At 47.3% G+C, this 17838-nt stretch carries 14 protein-coding genes and 1 riboswitch; of the genes, 1 reads left to right on the top strand and 13 read right to left on the bottom strand.

Annotation, left to right across the window (positions count from 1 at the left end; genetic code table 11):
- Positions 1-506: 506 nt before the first annotated feature.
- From glpX to BVI01S_RS15830, 5 genes are all read right to left on the bottom strand, one after another.
- A complete protein-coding gene (gene glpX, locus BVI01S_RS15850) occupies positions 507-1469 on the bottom strand; it encodes a class II fructose-bisphosphatase (RefSeq protein ID WP_034765120.1) in 963 nt (320 codons plus the stop codon).
- A 354-nt stretch (positions 1470-1823) separates the two neighbouring features.
- On the bottom strand, positions 1824-3107 hold the full coding sequence (gene murA / locus BVI01S_RS15845; RefSeq protein ID WP_034765118.1) for a UDP-N-acetylglucosamine 1-carboxyvinyltransferase: 1284 nt from the start codon (positions 3105-3107) through the stop codon (positions 1824-1826).
- A 178-nt stretch (positions 3108-3285) separates the two neighbouring features.
- The gene (fsa, locus tag BVI01S_RS15840) at positions 3286-3927 is read right to left on the bottom strand and encodes a fructose-6-phosphate aldolase (protein ID WP_034765115.1); all 642 of its coding nucleotides are present in this window, start codon (positions 3925-3927) and stop codon (positions 3286-3288) included.
- Between the two features lie 181 nt (positions 3928-4108).
- Entirely contained in the window at positions 4109-4966 is an 858-nt protein-coding gene (gene fdaB / locus BVI01S_RS15835) for a class IIb fructose-bisphosphate aldolase FdaB (protein ID WP_061810877.1), read from the bottom strand.
- 180 nt (positions 4967-5146) lie between these two features.
- Positions 5147-5509: a response regulator gene (locus tag BVI01S_RS15830; RefSeq protein WP_034765110.1), complete on the bottom strand. Its 363-nt coding sequence runs from the start codon at positions 5507-5509 to the stop codon at positions 5147-5149.
- Between the two features lie 193 nt (positions 5510-5702).
- On the opposite strand from BVI01S_RS15830, the gene BVI01S_RS15825 reads away from it, so the two are divergent.
- Positions 5703-6227 carry a DUF2529 domain-containing protein gene (locus tag BVI01S_RS15825; RefSeq protein WP_061810876.1) on the top strand — a complete coding sequence of 175 codons (525 nt, stop codon included), beginning with the start codon at positions 5703-5705 and terminating at the stop codon, positions 6225-6227.
- A gap of 51 nt (positions 6228-6278) precedes the next feature.
- On the opposite strand, the gene BVI01S_RS15820 is transcribed toward BVI01S_RS15825, so the two are convergent.
- The 8 genes from BVI01S_RS15820 to BVI01S_RS15785 all read right to left on the bottom strand — a co-directional run bounded on the left by BVI01S_RS15820 (position 6279) and on the right by BVI01S_RS15785 (position 17543).
- The gene (locus BVI01S_RS15820) at positions 6279-7265 is read right to left on the bottom strand and encodes an ABC transporter permease (protein ID WP_061810875.1); all 987 of its coding nucleotides are present in this window, start codon (positions 7263-7265) and stop codon (positions 6279-6281) included.
- Positions 7234-8769, bottom strand: coding sequence for a sugar ABC transporter ATP-binding protein (locus BVI01S_RS15815; protein WP_061810874.1), 1536 nt, complete (start codon positions 8767-8769; stop codon positions 7234-7236). The genes BVI01S_RS15820 and BVI01S_RS15815 overlap by 32 nt, the downstream gene beginning before the upstream one ends.
- A 16-nt stretch (positions 8770-8785) precedes the next feature.
- Positions 8786-9862: a sugar ABC transporter substrate-binding protein gene (locus tag BVI01S_RS15810; protein ID WP_061810873.1), complete on the bottom strand. Its 1077-nt coding sequence runs from the start codon at positions 9860-9862 to the stop codon at positions 8786-8788.
- Positions 9863-9958: 96 nt separating this feature from the next.
- Positions 9959-10066, bottom strand: a riboswitch (SAM riboswitch).
- A 167-nt stretch (positions 10067-10233) separates the two neighbouring features.
- Positions 10234-11838, bottom strand: a complete 1605-nt coding sequence (gene pyrG, locus BVI01S_RS15805; RefSeq protein WP_061810872.1) for a CTP synthase — start codon at positions 11836-11838, stop codon at positions 10234-10236.
- A gap of 453 nt (positions 11839-12291) precedes the next feature.
- Entirely contained in the window at positions 12292-12864 is a 573-nt protein-coding gene (rpoE, locus tag BVI01S_RS15800) for a DNA-directed RNA polymerase subunit delta (RefSeq protein WP_061810871.1), read from the bottom strand.
- 160 nt (positions 12865-13024) lie between these two features.
- Complete coding sequence (locus BVI01S_RS15795; RefSeq protein ID WP_061810870.1) at positions 13025-13207, bottom strand: hypothetical protein; 183 nt, start codon at positions 13205-13207, stop codon at positions 13025-13027.
- Between the two features lie 488 nt (positions 13208-13695).
- On the bottom strand, positions 13696-16962 hold the full coding sequence (gene icmF / locus BVI01S_RS15790) for a fused isobutyryl-CoA mutase/GTPase IcmF (RefSeq protein WP_061810869.1): 3267 nt from the start codon (positions 16960-16962) through the stop codon (positions 13696-13698).
- Positions 16959-17543 (bottom strand): TetR/AcrR family transcriptional regulator, encoded by a 585-nt coding sequence (locus BVI01S_RS15785; protein ID WP_079534193.1) that lies wholly within the window; start codon positions 17541-17543, stop codon positions 16959-16961. The genes icmF and BVI01S_RS15785 overlap by 4 nt, the downstream gene beginning before the upstream one ends.
- Positions 17544-17838: the final 295 nt, after the last annotated feature.

Here is a 17838-nt window from a genome sequence, read left to right as displayed (position 1 = left end):
TGGGGTCTCAAGATCCAGCTACAGCGGCTAGCCCCTCGAGGTCATAAGTTAAATGGTCCACGAAGGCAAAAGAACGCCTTCTTAGGCCCATTCATCTTATGCTTGTCGGGGCTGAACGAGCCGCTTCCGCTTTTCGTACTTTCCCGCATTTCCCGCAGGAGTCGAGCACCTTTCGCTCCAATCAACTATGTAATACTCTCTCACAGTCATTGTCTCTCTTTTAGTAAAGAGGCAAAATCGGGTAGATTTTCTAAAAATGAAGAAATAGTTGAAGCATATATAAAGAAAAAACGCTGAAGATAAAAACCTTATCTATTGTAACCATACTTTTCATTAAGAATCAATGACTGGGTAAAAAAAGGAAGGTAGATTTGGTAGATAGGCAGCATTTTTTCACCTAGGAAGAAAAAAAGTGAGTGATAAGAGTGTGGATGGGCAGGTGTTCTGCCCATCCGTTACTCTTATGAAAGAGGAGTTGGTTTCTCTCTCTGTATGGCTTGTTTCTATTATCTCATGACCAGGTTCGGCTTTTTCTGGAGACTGTGGCGTCCATCGATGAAGCGGACGGTACCGGACTTCGCACGCATAACGACTGAATGAGTCAGGCCGTATGTCCCTTTGAGCTGAACACCTCTTAGCAGTTCCCCGTCTGTTACACCTGTTGCTGCAAAGATGGCATCGTCTCCGCATACGAGGTCTTCCATCCGAAGGATCTTGTCCACATCCAGCCCCATGCTGATACAGCGCTGAAGTTCCGCATCGTTTTGAGGAAGAAGCTTCCCTTGGATTTCTCCTCCAAGGCACTTCAACGCGACGGCCGCAAGAACTCCTTCTGGAGCACCACCAGATCCGAACAGGATATCTACGCCCGTATGATCGAATGCTGTGTTCATAGCACCTGCCACGTCTCCATCATTGATCAGTTTGATGCGGGCTCCCGCTTCTCTCAACTGTTGGATGATATGTTCATGACGCGGACGATTCAAGACTGTCGCCACCACGTCTTCTATATCTTTATTCTTCGCTTTCGCAACGGCTTTCAAGTTATCGATGACAGAAGCGTTGATGTCGATTTCCCCGACCGCTTCCGGTCCGACTGCGATTTTATCCATATACATATCTGGTGCATTCAGTAGGTTTCCGTGGTCCGCCACCGCCAGTACCGCTAGTGCATTCCAGCCTCCGGAAGCAACGATGTTCGTTCCTTCCAACGGATCGACGGCTACATCGACGCGCGGACCGTAGCCTGTCCCTAATTTTTCACCAATATAAAGCATTGGAGCTTCATCCATTTCCCCTTCACCGATGACGACCGTTCCTTTCATCGGCACGGTATCGAATACATCGCGCATAGCAGAAGTTGCTGCGTCATCCGCTTCATCCTTCTTTCCGCGACCCATCCAGCGGGCCGATGCAAGGGCAGCCCCCTCTGTTACTCGAACTAGCTCCATTGATAAACTTCTTTCCATGTATATAGCCTCCCGTAATCCCTTTTGTTTTACAATAATCTTAAATTGTATAACATATTGACAGATTTATTGTAACACATTAAGACGGTCGGAGAGACTTTTTTTCGAAAAAAGTAGGACATAATGGTGGAATAGACCAGAGATTTTCTGGTAAAGCAGGATAAATGTAACTCCATTTAGCGACAATTGGTTGATTTCCACTCCAGGGCGCTCGCTTTCCTCGGGGCGGGCGGTGAGCCTCCTCGGCTTCGCCTGCGGGGTCTCACCTGTCCCGCTATTCCCGAAGGAGTCGAGCGCCCTTCCGTTCCAATCAACAACAATGTTTAGTGTAAATGAAACTCTCTCAATCTCACCTTACGACTTCATCTGCTCCAATTCCTCAGCGGACATTTTTTCACGCCAGATGGTGGCGCCGAGGCCTTCGAGTTTGGCGACGAGGTCGCTGTAGCCGCGGTCGATGTGTTCGAGGCCAGTGACTTCGGTGATTCCTTCTGCCATTAAGCCTGCGATGACGAGGGCGGCTCCTGCCCGGAGGTCGCTTGCCTTCACTTTGGCTCCCTGCAGTTGGACGGGACCGTTGACGATGGCTGAACGTCCTTCGACTTTGATTGTGGCATTCATTCTTCTCAGCTCATCGATATGCTTGAAGCGGGCTGAGTAGATGGTATCCGTTACGACGGCAGAGCCTTCTGCACGATTCAGCAGCGTAGTGAACGGCTGCTGAAGATCCGTCGGGAATCCTGGATAAACCAATGTTTTCACATCGACGGATTTAAGTTTGTCTGCCCTGCCGATGAAAATCTGATCGTCATTCGTTTCGACCGGCACTCCCATTTCACGGAGCTTGGCGATGACCGATTCCATATGTAACGGGATGACATTGTCGACGAGTACCCCTTTACCGACTGCAGCGGCAAGGATCATGAATGTCCCCGCTTCGATACGGTCAGGGATGATGGTGTGACGGCAGCCGTGAAGCTCGTCCACTCCATCGATCCGGATCACGTCTGTTCCTGCTCCTTTGATCTTCGCCCCCATATTGCTCAGTAAGGTGGCGACGTCAATGATTTCAGGTTCTTTTGCCGCATTTTCAATGATCGTTCTGCCTTTCGCGCGAACCGCTGCAAGCATGATGTTGATTGTTGCACCGACACTCACGACATCCAGGTAGATGCGGGCACCCTTTAGTTCGTCGGCACGGAGATAGATTGCACCCTGTTCGTTGGTGACTTCCGCTCCAAGTGCTTCGAACCCTTTGATATGTTGATCGATCGGACGTGGACCGAGGTGGCATCCACCCGGTAATCCGATGACCGCTTTTTTGAAGCGTCCGAGCATCGCACCCATTAGATAATAGGAAGCACGAAGCTTTTTCACCTTCCCGCTTGGTAAAGGCATGGACACCATTTGACTTGGATCTACTCTCATATCCCCATCTTCCAATGAGACGGTACCGCCGATTTCTTCTAAGAGATCTTTCAGCGTTCTTACATCAGAGATATCTGGTAACCCTTCGATTGTGACCGGAGAATCAGCAAGAATGGTTGCCGGGATCAAGGCTACCGCACTATTTTTGGCCCCACTGACTTTAATGGTACCTTCAAGGGGATAACCTCCTGCAATTTTTAGCTTTTCCATATTAAACTCCCTTCCACTGTTCATCGATTTAGGGCATGCTTCCCTATACCTAAAACAAAAAGGATTATTTTTCCAATAGAAGACGTTCTAAGAAGTATTGTCTACTAGTGTATACATAATTCGTCAAAACATGTATAGGATAATCGGATTTTTTTCCTTTAGACCGATTGACCTAAAATCAGCGATTATTCCAGTCATTTAAGAAGGCATCGATTCCTTTGTCCGTCAGGGGATGCTGGAATAATTGCTTCAACACTTTAAGAGGGACGGTCGCGATATGTGCCCCTCGGAGCGCTGCTTCCGTAATATGCTGCGGATGGCGGGTGGAAGCCGCGATGATTTCCGTTTCCAGTCCGTGAATCGCAAAGATCTCGGCAATCTGGGAAACCAGCTCCAGGCCATCATGTCCGATATCATCCAATCTTCCTAAAAAAGGCGAAACATACGTCGCTCCAGCACGAGCCGCTAAAAGCGCCTGATTCGCACTGAAAATCAGCGTGACATTGGTCTTGATCCCTTCTTTAGCAAAAGTGGATGCAGCCGTCAGACCGTCCGGCGTCATTGGAAGCTTCACCGTAATATTGGGCGCGATCTTCGCAAGCTCCCTTCCCTCTTTAATCATGCCTTCAGCATCCAATGCGATGACTTCAGCGCTTACAGAACCAGGGACAAGATCCGTGATTTCTTTTAATCGGTCTTCAAATGTGACGCCCTTCTCTTTTGCTACAAGGGACGGATTCGTCGTCACTCCTGAAATAATACCCCAGTCAAATGCTTCCTTGATTTCACTCATGTTTGCTGTGTCTATGAAAAATTTCATTTTCTCTACCCCATTTTCGACAAAATTTTCAATCATCTTTTAATGAACGGAAGGGACTGACCCAAAAGGTATCAAACCTCTCCCGGTGCCAGTCCCATCCTACAGCTTCATTCTTTTTCTACCACATAAGGAAAGCCCGTAATCTATCACGGAGAACTTTCCAAACATTACCTGTCTTCTATTACGCCTGGTTAGAAGAACCGAATTCGCGCATTTTGCCAGCGACTGTTGCTTTGATCGCTTCGCGTGCAGGTCCCATGTATTTACGTGGATCATATACTTCTGTATCTGCTGCAAGTACTTCACGTACCGCTTTAGCAGAAGCAATTTGGTTTTCAGTGTTGACGTTGATTTTAGCTGTTCCGAAAGAAATCGCTTTTTGGATATCTTTTGTAGGGATTCCAGTACCACCGTGAAGGACTAGAGGTACTCCAGTCGCTGCACCAATTTCTTCCATTTCTTTGAATCCTAGGTTTGGTTCACCTTTGTAAGGACCGTGAACAGAACCAAGAGCTGGTGCAAGAGTATCGATACCCGTACGTTCAACCATCTCTTGACACTCTTTAGGATCTGCATAGATAACGCCGTCAGCCACTACGTCATCTTCCTGTCCACCGACTGTTCCAAGCTCGGCTTCAACAGAAACACCTTTAGAGTGAGCATATTCAACCACTTTAGAAGTCGTTTCAATATTCTCTTCGAAAGGACCGTGAGAAGCATCGATCATGACAGAAGTGAATCCTGCATCGATCGCTTCTTTACATTTGTCAAAGCTTGAACCGTGATCTAAGTGGATCGCAACAGGAACTGTGATGTTCAGGTCTTCCATAAGACCTTCAACCATTTTCACCACTGTTTTGAAGCCGCTCATGTAACGGGCAGCACCTTCAGATACACCAAGGATGACAGGTGATTTTTCTTCTTCTGCCGCTTGCAGGATCGCTTGAGTGAACTCAAGGTTATTCAGGTTGAATTGACCTACCGCGTAGCTTTTTTCTTTTGCTTGAATAAGCATGTCTTTCATTGAAACTAAAGGCATAGTTATTTCCTCCTTTTATTCAGTCAGTCGACCATTTTGGTATAAATGGCGGTGTTATGTATAACACCTTGTGACATAGTTAACAAATTCACTTGTATCATACCAAAACAGAATTGATTTTACCAACTGCAGAGGCAAAATGTAAAAAATACTACTATTTTCACTATTCAAATAAATCCCTTATACTGGAATATACTGTCTGACGGCCTGTCTGATATCGTCAATATCAAATGGCTTCGCAAAATGGGTAAGCGCTCCCAAGTCCTTTGCCTCCTGAATCATGTCGAGTTCTCCGTATGCAGTCATGATAATGACACGGATATCCGCATCTTTCTGCTTCATCCGCTTCAGGATTTCAATTCCATCCATTCCAGGAATTTTCATATCGAGCAAAACCAGATCAGGGGAATGCTTATCTACGATTTCAAGAGCCTGAATGCCGTTCGCAGCTTGAAATGTTTGGTAGCCTTCCTTTTGCAACACTTCATTTAATAGAATCCTAATACCAAATTGATCGTCCACAATCAGAATCTTCTCATTCATATACCCCAATCCCCTTTACATTTTAGTAAATTATGTATTCCGACGTTAAATAATTGTATATTTATTACTTATTCTCTTTTTCTGTAAAAAAATCCTGCTTGTTCTCAAGATTTTGCTAGAGACCTTTTTCCCCTTTATAATAAGGGTTATGATGAGAAATGTCGAAGATGAATATGGAAGGAGATTGAACTTTATGATCAAAATGTTCACCACACAGTTAACGGGACTGTTCAAACGGATTTATGATAAACAGGAATTCGAAATCGAGGACGGTGCACGCCTCCTTGCCCAGGCCGCCATCGGACAAGGAAGCATCTATATAAAAGGCTACCGGGAAATGGAAGCCGTCACCGCTGAAGCCCTGTCCGGTGCCGAGCCGCTTCCTTCAGCCAAACGATATGATTCTTCCGCCCAACTGACTGAAGCGGATCGTGTGCTGATCGTCACCCGCTATTCGACTGATGAAGAGGCCGTTGCGTTCGCGAAGAAGCTTTCTGCCGACGGTGTGCCATTTGTAGCGGTGTCCGGCATGGTGGAAGGGGAAGAGAGTCTTGTGGACCTTGCCGACATTCATCTGGATACAAAAGTGATCAAAGGGATGCTCCCCGGCGATGAAATCGGTGAGCGCGTGAGCTTCCCGTCAAGCATGGCTGCCCTTTATCTCTATTTCGCCTTGGGGTTTGTGATCCGTGAGATGTTGGAGGAGTATGAGGACTAATTCCTGAAAGTAATCGAGAGGCATCCGACCGGGATGCCTCTCTTATTTTTTTCAACCCTTGCGCTTTTTCGCATGAATATACGTCACGGCCAACGCTAATACCAGTACACTCCCTTTGATGATTTCAAATGCATAGTATGGAAGGTTCATCATGGTCAATCCATTCAGCAGGACCCCGATCAGGGCTGCCCCGAAGAAGGTTCCGAGTATGTTGGGCTTTCCGGCACCGAGGACGGAAAAGCCGACAAATACGGCTGCGACGGCTTCCATCAGCAGCGGGGCACCGGCGTCCATCTGGCCGGATCCGACCCGGGCCGTGAACAGGATTCCGCCGATCGATGCGAATATGCCTGACAAAACATAGGCAATCAGCTTCACCCGCTTCACACGGACCCCGGATAAGCGTGAGGCTTCTTCATTTCCTCCCGTCATATACAGGATGCGGCCCCACGTGGTGAAATGCATGATCACATACACAATCGCGACCAGTACGAGCATGATCCATACCGGTACCGGCAGGCCAAGCCATTTACCCTGACCGATCCACAGGAACGTGTCGGAGAATTCCCCCGGCGCAGTGCCTCCTGTTGTCATGGGCATGTGATTGTAAATCGAATAACCTTCTGTATATGTACGGTGAACACCTGAAATGATGTACATGGCCCCTAATGTTGCGAGGAGGTCGGGAATACCGAATTTCACGATCAGTAAGGAGTTGAACAACCCCACCCCTGCCCCCACCAGTAATGGAGCGAGAAGGACGATCCACAGCGGGGCTTCATACCAGACCATCAACGATGCCGTCACGACCGTGGATAAGGAAACCGTCGATCCGACAGACAAATCGAAGCCGTCGACAATGAGGGTTAAGGTGACCCCGATGGCTACCAGCGTGACGATGGAAATCGACCGCAGGATATCTGACAGATTCCCATATGTAAAGAAGAAGGGATTGTAGAAACTGAAAAAGAGGAGGATTACCGCCATCAGTACGATGGCACCGTATTTAAATAGTAAGTCGAGTATCTTGCCTTTCATGCACATCCGTCCCTCCTGAAGCATAAAACAATATGGTTTCCTGCGTCGCTTCTTCTTTTGTTAGTTCTTTGACGATCCGGCCATCATACATGACGAGAATCCGGTCCGAGATCGCCAGGATTTCTTGTAACTCACAGGAAAAGTAGAGAATACCCTTCCTTTTTTCGGCGAGGGATTGAATGAGGGAGAAGATTTCCTTTTTCGCCCCCACATCCACCCCTTTGGTCGGTTCATCAAATAAGAATACCGAAGCCTCATCCGTCAGCCACTTTCCGATGGACACCTTCTGCTGATTTCCCCCACTTAAAAAGTTCGCCTGAACATTCTCATGGGCGGTCTTGATTCCCAGGGAGCGGATTTTTTCCTGAGCAAGCTTTCGTTCCTTCCTCTTATTGATCCATAACCCGTTGGATACTTTCTTCAAGGAAGGAAAGCTGAGATTGTGCTGAACGGATTCATGAATGAACAGCCCCTCTTTCCGCCTCTCTTCGGGAACGAGTGCCAATCCATTTTGAACCGCGTCCTTGGGAGAGTGAATCTTGAGCTTTCTCCCTTTGAGGAAGAACTCTCCTCCTTCAAGGCGCGAGGTGCCGAATAAAGCTTTCGCAAGCTCCGTTTTCCCAGCGCCGACAAGGCCTGCCACCCCGACTATTTCTCCTTCTTTGACCGATAAGTGAATATCCTTCACTTTCCGGCCATCGCCCAGCCCCTTCACCTCATACAGTGTTTCACCTGCCACAAGGGAGCCCTTCTGGAAATCTGCCTGGAATGCCCCACCCAGCATGGCCTCTATGATTTCGTGGGCGTTCGTTTGATGTGTTTCATACGTTCCGACTGTCTCCCCGTCTCTCATCACGGTGATGCGGTCGGAAACTTGAAACACTTCCGGCAGCCGGTGGGAGATGAAGATGATTCCCACTCCCTCTTCTTTCAAATCGTCTATCACCTGGAATAATCTTTTTGTTTCTGAAGAACTGAGTGGTGCCGTCGGTTCATCCAGTATCAGTACTTTTGCTTTGTGAAGAAGGCTACGGGCAATAAGGACCAACTGCTTTTCAGCCAGACTTAGCGAAGCGGCGGGCTGATCCAGGGGGATCGATTCGGCCCCGATCTTTTTGAGGGCCGAATCTGCTTCTTTTTTCAGCTTTTTTTGGGTGATGAAGAGGGAACCTTTTTGCGAGAATTGATCCAGGCAGATATTTTCCGCCACCGAGAGCTCGGGGACGATAGCAGTATCCACTTCCTGGTAGACACAGTGAATGCCATGTTCCTTGGCTTCCTTCGGAGATTCATAGACTCTTTTCTCAGAGAGAAGGGTAATGTCTCCACTGTCCCCGACATAGGCGCCTGATAAAATTTTCATCAGGGTGCTTTTCCCTGCCCCGTTCGCTCCCAGCAGGGCATGAACTTCTCCCTCCCGCACATCGAATCTAGCATTTTTCAAGGCTTTCACGCCAGAAAAGCTCTTGTTAATACCCGACATAGTCAATAGTGGAGACGTCATCGATCCCAGCTCCTTTCTAGTTTGTGAACGAAGATTCGAGCTCTTTCAGCTCATCTGTATACCCCTGCTCACTCGCTCCCCATCCTTCAATATGCTCGCTCAATTGATCCGTTGTAATCGATTCTTTCGGTAAAGCAGTTTTTTCAATGAACACGGGGTCCAATTTCACTTTTTCAGGCGTTTCTTTTCCGTTCAGCTTTTGATAAAGGAAGCGGACCTGGACCCTGCCGATATCTTTCGGATCTACCGCTGCCGATGCCACCCATGGGCTGCCGTCTTTTTGAATGATCTGAAGATCCTCGTCACTCATGTCGATTCCATATACCTTGATTTCATCTCTCCCTGCCGCTTCGATTGCCCTGACGGCACCTTTCGCAAATTCATCCCACGCTGCCCAGACAGCATCGATGTCCCCTTTGTTTGGATATTGTTTCAGGATAGCCTCCATCTGAGCCTGTGTATCAAGCGCTGTATTCTGACTCGCTGCTCCAAATGCCGCGACTTCTTTAATATCCGGATTCCCCTTTAAAAATTCTTCGTATGCCGCCTGACGTCTTTCCATGGGGGCAAAGCCTGCGACCCAAATTTTTACGATTTCACCTTTGCCGCCAAGCTCATCTGAAAGCTTCGTCAAGGTTTGTTCAGCCATTTGTTTGTCCCCCTGCTCGAGGACCGTCACTCCTTTTGATGCCACGTCCGCATCGAAGACGACAACCGGAATATTTTGGTCTTTCGCCTTTTCCACCCCTGATTGCAGTGCTTCTTTCGTTCCATGGTCGATCAGGATCCCATCAAACTTCTGGTTGATGGCCGCGTCCAGGTTAGAGGACATTTTGGCGAGATCGCCTTCCGAAGTGAACACTTGAACCTTCCCCCCGAACTTTTCCACCTGTTCCTTGACCCCTTCAATGTATTGAGCGGAAAATGTCCCGAGATTGATTTGCATGATAAGGGCGATTTTTTTATTGGCTAACGGATGATCGGAAGTCGCTTCCCCGCCGTCTGCTTCCGCCTCCTGTGATACCTTTGGCTGACAAGCCGCCAAACTGAAAAGTAGTGCGATTAATACGAGTATTGATGCCGCTTTTTTCATCTTTCTTTTCTCCTCCCGAGGGTCTCCCCCTCTATTTTTTCAAATAAAAAAACCCCTTTTCCCAAGAGAAAAGAGGTTTATGTATAAATAAACGTGCTCTTATCACTCAGGAAATGCATCCTGCAGGTCTTAGCACCTTTCCGTCATAAACGGTAGGTTGCCGGGCGTCATCGGGCCAGTCCCTCTGCCAACTCTTTATAAGAGAATATGAAATTTGGTTGTGTTCGCTTTTGCTATAATCGCTATATTAACGATATGTGGAAATATTGTCAATATTCTTTTTAAAAAAATTCTGTGGCGGGTCTCCGGAAATGATCACCCAACACTACAAAAAAGCCCTCCCAAACCGGGAGGGCTCTATCAATCAAATCTTATTTCTCACCATACGCAAGGGACGCTTCCACGAAGTCTCTGAATAGAGGCTGCGGGCGTGTCGGGCGTGATGTGAATTCCGGGTGGAATTGAGATGCGACGAACCATGGGTGGTCGCTCAGCTCGATGATTTCCACAAGGCGGCCATCCGGGCTTGTGCCTGAGAAGATGAATCCGGCTTTTTCCATTTGCTCACGGTAGTGATTGTTGAATTCGAAACGGTGACGGTGACGTTCGTATACGACTTCTCCATCGTAGGCTGCATAGGCTTTTGAACCTTTTGTCAGCTTACATGGGTATAGTCCGAGACGAAGGGTCCCGCCAAGGTCTTCGATATCCTTTTGTTCCGGTAAAAGGTCGATGACCGGATATGGCGTTTCAGGATTCAGCTCAGCAGAGTGTGCTCCTTGGAGTCCAAGGACATTACGCGCATATTCAACGGATGCGAGCTGCATGCCAAGGCAGATTCCAAGGAAAGGAATCTTGTTTTCACGGGCGTATTGCGTCGAAGCGATCTTTCCTTCGACACCGCGGTCACCGAAGCCGCCTGGTACAAGGATTCCATCCACGTCAGCAAGCTTCTCTGCCACATTTTCGTTGTCGACAAGCTCAGAGTTCAACCATCTCACTTCAATATCGCTGTCGAAATGGTAACCTGCATGACGAAGGGCTTCCACTACAGAAATATAGGCATCCTGTAATTCAACATATTTCCCGACAAGGGCAATCCTTGTTTTGCGGGAAAGGTTTTTCACCCGGTCAACCAGTTCATTCCACTCGGTCATGTCTGCTTCATGGCAGTTCAGCTTCAAGTGCTGACAGGTGATTTCATCAAGTTTTTGATCCTGAAGGGCAAGTGGCACAGAATAAAGCGTATCTGCATCCATTGCTTCGATGACTGCATGTTTATCGATATCACAGAATAACGCGATCTTGTCTTTCATATCCTGGGTCATCGGCATTTCGGTACGCACGACGATGACATTTGGCTGAATACCGAGACTGCGCAGCTCTTTTACACTGTGCTGGGTCGGTTTCGTCTTCATTTCACCCGCCGCTTTGATATAAGGAATCAGCGTACAGTGAATGTACATCACGTTGTCACGACCGACATCACTCTTGATCTGGCGGATCGCTTCAAGGAATGGAAGGGATTCGATATCCCCGACCGTTCCACCGATTTCCGTGATCACGACATCAGAATTCGTTTCGCGGCCGGCACGGTACACGCGCTCTTTGATTTCATTTGTGATATGCGGGATGACTTGTACAGTCCCGCCAAGATAATCCCCGCGGCGCTCTTTTTTCAGAACAGTAGAATAGATTTTACCCGTTGTCACAGAGCTGTATTTCGTCAGGTTGATGTCAACGAAACGCTCGTAGTGACCAAGGTCAAGATCCGTCTCAGCACCATCATCGGTTACGAATACTTCACCGTGCTGATAAGGACTCATCGTTCCCGGATCCACGTTGATGTATGGATCGAACTTCTGGATGGTGACGCTCACTCCACGGTTTTTCAATAGTCTTCCAAGGGACGCTGCTGTGATCCCTTTCCCTAGTGACGACACTACGCCGCCTGTTACGAAAATATACTTAGTCATGTATATGTCCCCCTTATAAAGTAAGTTTGGTTCAAAAAAAGTAGAGGGTGTCTCTTATGTAGTCATGTCATGAATTTATCTTGTTCAAAGAAGGACAAGTCCATTCTCCCAAAATAAAACCAAGTGCATAAACCAGCTAAAAGACAGCCTCTTATTATCAAGATACGTAAAGATGTAAGGGGTCTTAAAAGAATCGATCCTTCACACTTAAAACCTTGTCATGTCAAAGCATTCTTCTGTATAAAAACAAAAAACGCCCCGCTTACAATCTTGTAAGGGGAGCGTGATATACGTGATCTGTCCCTTTTTAGGGAGCCCAAATAAAATACTACCTTCCTAAGAGGTAGAAGTCAAGCATAGAATAAGGGATAGAATTTTCACTCATTTCACGCAAATCAAAAGGCCCCCGGAAGGCCCAAAAGCCTGGCGGGAGCCATACTGATTCGGGAGAGATTATTTCTCTTCCTCTTCTTCCTCTTCTTCCAATTCATCTTCTTCGTCTTCATCTTCATCGTCGACATCGTCGAATTCATCGATTTCGAGCTCTTCCTCGTCCTCATCAAGATCCAGATCCTCGTCTGCATCATCAACATCGACATCGTCGTCGTCATCCGTCAGATCATCATCGTCGTCTGCATCATCAAGATCATCATAATCGAGATCTTCATCATCCAGATCATCGAAATCATCCAGATCCAGATCTTCGTCTTTCTTCTTCGCTTTTTTCTTTTTGCTGGATTTCATCGTTGGAACGGTCTCTTCCTCGATTTGATCAACCGGGTACCATTCTCTTAATCCCCAACGGTTATCTCCCATGGCAATGTATCGTCCGTCGATGTTCAAGTCCGTGTAGAATTGAAGTAAACGGCTCTTTACCTCTTTATCAGAGATTTCAAGCAAACCTTTGATTTCGCTTACGATCTCTTCGAATGCCATCGCTTGCTTTTTCTCTACTAAAATTTCATGTGCCAATTCAATGAATGATGTTTGACGCAATTCTTCTTTGGATAATTGCTTAAGACTCACTTTACGCACTTCCTTTCTCTATTTCACACTCTACTAAGTAGAGTAAAAAAGGGCAAAAATTCTCCATTATCAATTTTAACCATATTCAACATTATAAACAATATAAATCACTTTATGCCAGACATATCTCGTTTTTCCCGCATTTTTTTCGCATCTGATTTCAGGATGGTCTGCCATTTCCTAACTTCTCTTCTTTTTGACCGTTTTTGATCACCCTGAACGCTTCATAAAATAGATAAAAAGAGAGCAGGAAAAATGGGATGGCACCCAGTTGAAATTGGTATAAAAGAATGGCGGCGTATATGGTGATGATGAATAGTATGCAGCGTAAAATGGTCTTCACATTCTCACATCCAAACGTATGTATCGTACTTCCCCTGTCTACTTATCTGATAATTCTTATTATATAGGATAGCTTACCCTATAAGTATTAAGTTCATGTTAAAAATTGGTTGATTTCGTATAAAGGATAGACGGTTTGGCGGGATTTTAAACTTGTTGGGCTTTCTTTTTCATTTTTCATGAGAGAGACGTGGTTGATTTCCGCTTCAGGCACTCGCTTTCCTCGGGGCGTGAGTTGAGCCTCCTCGGCTTCGCCTGTGGGGTCTTAACTTTCCCGCTGTTCCCGAAGGAGTCGAGTGCCTTCCGCTTCAATCAACTTAGTATCAAGTCTTTTTATAAGCAACCGTAAACAACCTATCTACTTGAAACGCTACCAAAAAAGCTTCATACCACCATCATTCAAACTATGCATACTAATCATCAAATATAGGTCTACTGTAAAAAAGAGACCACTGCACGTGTACAGTAGTCTCATTTTTCTTTTCGTTGTTACATGTTGCGTCGGTACTGGCCGCCTACTTCGTAGAGGGCGCGTGTGATTTGGCCGAGGCTTGCGACTTTTACGGTTTCCATGAGTTGTTCAAAGATGTTTCCTCCGCCCACGGCTGCCTGCTTCAGGCGGGTGAGGGCTTCTTCGGTTTCGTCTTTGTGTTGTGATTGGAAGTCCCGCAGATTATGGATTTGTGTTTCTTTTTCTTCTTTAGTGGCACGTGCCAGTTCCATACTGTCCATGTCTTCTTCAGAAGGTGGATTCGGATTCAGGTACGTGTTCACTCCCACGATCGGAAGCTCACCGGAATGCTTCTTCATTTCGTAGAACATGGATTCCTCCTGGATCTTGCCGCGCTGATACTGGGTTTCCATCGATCCGAGTACGCCGCCGCGGTCATTTAAGCGGTCGAATTCCGTGAGGACCATTTCTTCCACGAGATCCGTCAGCTCTTCTACGATGAACGATCCTTGAAGCGGATTTTCATTTTTCGATAATCCGTGTTCTTTCGTGATGATCATCTGGATCGCCATGGCACGGCGCACGGATTCCTCCGTCGGTGTCGTGATCGCTTCATCATAAGCGTTCGTATGCAGGGAATTACAGTTGTCCTGCAGAGCCATCAACGCCTGGAGCGTCGTACGGATATCATTGAAGTCGATTTCCTGGGCATGCAGGGAACGACCTGATGTCTGGATGTGATACTTCAGTTTCTGACTGCGTTCATTCGCCCCGTATTTATCCCTCATCACCGTCGACCAGATGCGTCGTGCGACACGTCCGATCACCGTATACTCAGGGTCGAGGCCGTTCGAGAAGAAGAACGATAAGTTTGGTGCAAAGGCATTGATATCCATCCCACGGCTTAAATAGTATTCCACGTACGTGAAACCGTTCGCCAACGTGAAGGCAAGCTGGGAAATCGGATTCGCTCCCGCTTCCGCGATGTGATAGCCGGAAATCGATACAGAGTAATAGTTACGTACTTTGTGATCGATGAAATACTGCTGGATATCCCCCATCATGCGCAGGGCGAATTCAGTTGAGAAGATACACGTATTCTGACCCTGATCTTCTTTTAAAATATCTGCCTGAACCGTTCCGCGGACGACTTGAAGGGTCTGTTCCTTCACTTCCACATACTCTTCCACCGTCAACACGCGGCCGAGTTCTTCTTCCTTCATGCGGATCTGCTGATCGATCGCCGTGTTCATATACATGGCAAGGATGATCGGTGCAGGACCATTGATCGTCATGGACACGGATGTGGAAGGAGCACACAAGTCAAACCCGGCATACAGCTTCTTCATATCTTCCAGCGTACAGATGCTCACACCGCTCTCCCCGACTTTTCCGTAAATGTCAGGACGGTGATCCGGATCTTCCCCATATAGGGTGACGGAATCAAATGCTGTACTCAAACGTTTCGCATCATCATCTTTCGACAGGTAGTGGAAACGGCGGTTCGTCCGTTCAGGCGTTCCTTCACCGGCGAACTGACGCTTCGGATCCTCTCCTTTACGTTTGAACGGGAATACTCCTGCTGTATAAGGGAACGAGCCTGGAACATTCTCTTTGTACACCCAATCCAGAATTTGACCGTAGTCCTTATATTTCGGAAGGGACACTTTCGGGATATCGAGTCCGGATAAGCTCTTTGTCTTTAATTCAGTGACAATCTCCTTATCACGGATCTTTGTGATGAATTGATCCTTGCTGTACGTTTCTTTAAGGTCATCCCATTTTTGTAAAATCTGTTTCGATTCTGATGTCAGTTTGTTTTCGACTTCTTCTTTCAATGTTTGAAGGGATGTTACGACCCCGTCATTCGTTTCTTTTTCATTGACCGCTTCGATTGCCCCTTCAAGCTGGAACAAACGGCGTGCCAGGTTTACCTGCTCTTCTGCTTTTTTATGATAATTACGGACTGTTTCCGCAATTTCACGGAGATAATAACGGCGATTGTTTGGAATGATGACGTTTTGCTTTTCAACGTCCACGTCTTTGGAGAAGCCCGTTTTCCAATCCAGCTCCATTTTCTTATTCACCGTTTCAATGATGGCTGCAAATAATGCATTTGTGCCGGGATCGTTAAACTGGCTGGCAATCGTTCCGTATACCGGCATGTCATCCAGATCTTTATCAAACAGCATATGACTGCGCTGGTACTGCTTCTGTACCTGGCGTCTCGCATCCTCAGAGCCTTTGCGCTCGAACTTATTGATGACGATCAAATCGGCATAGTCGATCATATCGATCTTTTCCAGCTGGGACGGCGCACCGAACTCACTCGTCATGACGTACATGGACATATCACAGATCTCGGCGATTTCCGCATCCCCCTGCCCGATCCCGCTCGTTTCCACGACGATCAGGTCATATCCTGCCGCTTTCACGACATTGATCGCGTCCTTGATCGCCAGTGAAAGTTCCGTCTTCGACCCACGGGTAGCAAGGCTTCGCATGTAAACACGGGGATTGAAGATCGCATTCATGCGGATCCGGTCCCCAAGTAGGGCTCCGCCTGTTTTTTGTTTCGTTGGATCGATAGATAGAATCGCAATCTTCTTTTCAGGGAGTTCGTTGATGAAACGACGGATCAGTTCATCCGTCAATGAACTCTTCCCTGCTCCACCGGTTCCAGTGATCCCAAGAACAGGCGCTTTCTTCGCCAAGCTCTTGATTTCAGAAAAAACGGTCTGGGCTGTCGCTGCCACTTCTTCATTGGCCCCGACTTGGTATTCCGCAAGGGAGATCAGCTTCGATACCGTATTCACATCTCCGGTTGAAAGCTTCTCGACTTCCTGATTCACGCTTCCCTTGATGGTAGGGAAATCGCATTCCTCGATCATTTTATTGATCATGCCTTGAAGACCCTGCGTACGGCCGTCTTCAGGTGAGAAGATGCGGGCGATCCCGTATTCGTGAAGTTCCTTGATTTCACGCGGGATGATCACTCCGCCGCCTCCGCCATATATGCGGATATGGGAAGCCCCTCTTTCGTTTAAAAGGTCGTACATATATTTAAAGTATTCCACGTGTCCACCCTGATAGGATGAAATCGCAATCCCCTGAACATCTTCCTGAATAGCAGCATTGACAACTTCCTCTACAGAACGGTTATGGCCTAAGTGGATGACTTCTGCCCCACTTGCCTGGATAATCCGACGCATTATGTTGATCGACGCGTCATGTCCGTCAAACAGGCTCGATGCCGTGACAAAACGAACATGGTGCTTTGGTTTATAAATCTCAACCGTGCTCATATTACTCCCCCTGTTCTCCCTTGTTTTTCAAATCCGATGATCCCTGCAAAAAGCAATTCGATTTGAAGATCAATGTATTCCTCGAGTGTAAAACGTTTCTGCATGGCCCAGCGACGGAATCCCCACATCTGTCCCTGGACAAATACATTTTGAGCCAGCATATGGCACTGATTTTCATCAAGCTCAAGCTTTCCGCTTTCTACGCAGCCTTTGATCAGGTCTTCCACCATCCCGACCATTTCAAGTTCCTTGCGAAGGACATAGGGTAAAGCATCCTTAGACAGGGACTTCGCTTCCTGATACATGACAAGCACTTCATCCTGCATCCGGTCCATCACCTTGAAATAATGGGCGATGCCAAGCCTCAAGCTCTCAATCGTTCCTTTACCGACATCCAGCTCCTCAAGCTCCAATCGAACCTGCTCATAAATGCTGTCACACACTAAATACAGGACATCTTCCTTTGTTCGTATATATTCATACAGCGTTCCGATACTGAATCCGGCGGCCTTTGCGATCTCTCTGGTCGTGGTGCGATGAAACCCCTTTTGTTTAAACAGAGAGACGGCCCCACGAATCATCTGATCACGCCGCTTTTCCACCAAACGCTCATCCTTAACCGAAGCATGAACTTCCCTCTTCTTATTCAAAACAACCGACCGCCTTTATATTCCGATTCTCCCATTGACCCCTAATTCAATAGCACCTGCCTCATCCCCCAACAAAGCAGATGCCTATCTATCTCTCTTAACCTAGCTATTCTACATACCGGGTCTGGCACCCTGGAGCAACATTCGACATCACAAACCCCTTTACGCCACGAAACATGATGCAACCCCTCGGGTGCCTGACACGCGTCAGGAAGATCCACCAGAT

The sequence above is a fragment of the Rossellomorea vietnamensis NBRC 101237 genome (assembly GCF_001591825.1).
GTDB classification, from domain to species: domain Bacteria; phylum Bacillota; class Bacilli; order Bacillales; family Bacillaceae_B; genus Rossellomorea; species Rossellomorea vietnamensis.
This window is presented reverse-complemented; position numbering and strand designations above follow the sequence as displayed.

Bases quoted from the DNA above. Each gene is read 5' to 3' on its own strand.
- pyrG (WP_061810872.1), bottom strand. From the start codon at position 11,838: ATGACTAAGTATATTTTCGTAACAGGCGGCGTAGTGTCGTCACTAGGG.
- glpX (WP_034765120.1), bottom strand. From the start codon at position 1,469: ATGGAAAGAAGTTTATCAATGGAGCTAGTTCGAGTAACAGAGGGGGCT.
- icmF (WP_061810869.1), bottom strand. From the start codon at position 16,962: ATGAGCACGGTTGAGATTTATAAACCAAAGCACCATGTTCGTTTTGTC.
- BVI01S_RS15825 (WP_061810876.1), top strand. From the start codon at position 5,703: ATGATCAAAATGTTCACCACACAGTTAACGGGACTGTTCAAACGGATT.
- BVI01S_RS15810 (WP_061810873.1), bottom strand. From the start codon at position 9,862: ATGAAAAAAGCGGCATCAATACTCGTATTAATCGCACTACTTTTCAGT.
- BVI01S_RS15820 (WP_061810875.1), bottom strand. From the start codon at position 7,265: ATGAAAGGCAAGATACTCGACTTACTATTTAAATACGGTGCCATCGTA.
- BVI01S_RS15830 (WP_034765110.1), bottom strand. From the start codon at position 5,509: ATGAATGAGAAGATTCTGATTGTGGACGATCAATTTGGTATTAGGATT.
- fdaB (WP_061810877.1), bottom strand. From the start codon at position 4,966: ATGCCTTTAGTTTCAATGAAAGACATGCTTATTCAAGCAAAAGAAAAA.
- murA (WP_034765118.1), bottom strand. From the start codon at position 3,107: ATGGAAAAGCTAAAAATTGCAGGAGGTTATCCCCTTGAAGGTACCATT.
- BVI01S_RS15785 (WP_079534193.1), bottom strand. From the start codon at position 17,543: ATGATTCGTGGGGCCGTCTCTCTGTTTAAACAAAAGGGGTTTCATCGC.
- fsa (WP_034765115.1), bottom strand. From the start codon at position 3,927: ATGAAATTTTTCATAGACACAGCAAACATGAGTGAAATCAAGGAAGCA.
- BVI01S_RS15815 (WP_061810874.1), bottom strand. From the start codon at position 8,769: ATGACGTCTCCACTATTGACTATGTCGGGTATTAACAAGAGCTTTTCT.